The following is a 1,441-nucleotide window of genomic DNA, read 5'->3' on the forward strand; positions in this document are numbered from 1 at the left end:
CCGAGATTGGCACCGAGAGCCTGTTCGGCACGCTGCGGCGGATCGAGCGGTCGGTGCTGCGGCGGGATGACCCGAACTACCGGCTGGGCGACCTGCCGACGCAGATCGCCATTGCCGCGGCGGTGGACGGGGTGCGGGAGCTCTCCCTGCTGAACCGCTGGACCTATGCGATGTGCCCGGTCGATGAGCGGGACGAGGGCATCGAGCGGCTGGCGGGCTGGGTGGTGGAGCATGCGCTGGGCCGGACAGTGGCGCCGCCGCGGGCGGGGCGCCTGCCGTTCCCCAGCCGGGCCAGCCAGGAGGCGCTGCAGCTAGCCGAGCGGGTGCATCGCCGGCTAGTGGCCTGGCGCTGGATGGCGCTGCGCTTTCCAGAGGTCTACCGGGACATCGACGGTGCTCTGGCTGAAAGCCGTCGGCTGAATGAATGGATCGAGGCGGTGCTGGCGACGCGCCCCTCGGGGCGGGTGCTGGCCTTGGCTGCCGGGGAGACCATGGAGGTGGGTGGCGCATCACGCGGTCATTCCAGACGGCGCCAGTTCGGCCAGCGCGGAGGGTCGGCCCGAAAGGCGTGAACCCTTTTACGATTTGGTTGCCTGCGGCTCTTGAACTTAGGTGGCTTGGCTGCCAGATAGGCGCCCCGCTGTGGGACGGGTCACTTTCAGAGACCCATCCCGCCGGGACTTGAAGCGGCGCCGCAAAGCACTAACCCCAGTACTCGCTGTGGCGCAGATCCCTCCCAGAGGTCTAGGTGAATAGACCTTGAAGTAGGGGCTAAAAGGTCCCATCTCGGTGGCCTGCCGCAAGGCGGTTCGTTTGGAAGGCTTAGGCAACTAGGTCTTGACGTTGGGGCTGAGAGGCTCCATATCGGCCATCCGCTGCAAGGCGGATTGCTTCCAAAAAGGTCTGGGTGACTGGGCCTTGAAGTCGGTGCCGAGAGGTACTACTTCAGTAATCCGCCGCTGAGGCGGAGGCTTCGGGGGCAGCCCCGGAGCGGGCTTGAAACTGGTGCTTGCGAGTGCCAAGTCGGGTGCCCTGTAGCGGGGCGGTTGCTCTTTCCGGGCTGGCCGGTGGCGCCTTTGGGTGTTGCTGGCGGTGTTTGGAGATCGAGGGCTGCTCGGCTGCTAAACCCTGATCTTTGTGCCTTCGGGCACCGGTTTTTGCCCTGCAGCAATGCGGGGCTGCTCTTTGTCGGCTCTGGGCCGCGCCAGCGATGGTGCGCCGAGCTGGTAAAGGCGGGTTCTTTGACAGTTGCATCGGTCTTTTGGAAGTATGCAGGCGCTTTCGGCCTTGCTGCTGGTGCTGTCCCGTAAGTAGGGCATGTGCTGGGGCTTGAGCTTAGAGAGTGCTTTGCATCGAGAGTGGTGAGCGGAGTCTGATCGAAAGGCGTCTGCGTGGCCTGGCTTTGGCTGGGTTGCGAAGATGAACCTGAGAGTTTGATCCT

The 1,441-nt window shown here is 64.7% G+C and carries 1 protein-coding gene; it reads left to right on the plus strand.

Annotated features, from left to right (window positions below; all coding sequences use genetic code 11):
- A partial coding sequence (locus EP26_RS30815) for an SUV3 domain-containing protein (RefSeq protein ID WP_043345433.1) occupies nt 1-572 on the plus strand: 572 nt, incomplete at its 5' end.
- Between the last annotated feature and the right edge of the window lie 869 nt (nt 573-1,441).

It is taken from the genome of Belnapia moabensis DSM 16746, from assembly GCF_000745835.1.
GTDB lineage: Bacteria > Pseudomonadota > Alphaproteobacteria > Acetobacterales > Acetobacteraceae > Belnapia > Belnapia moabensis.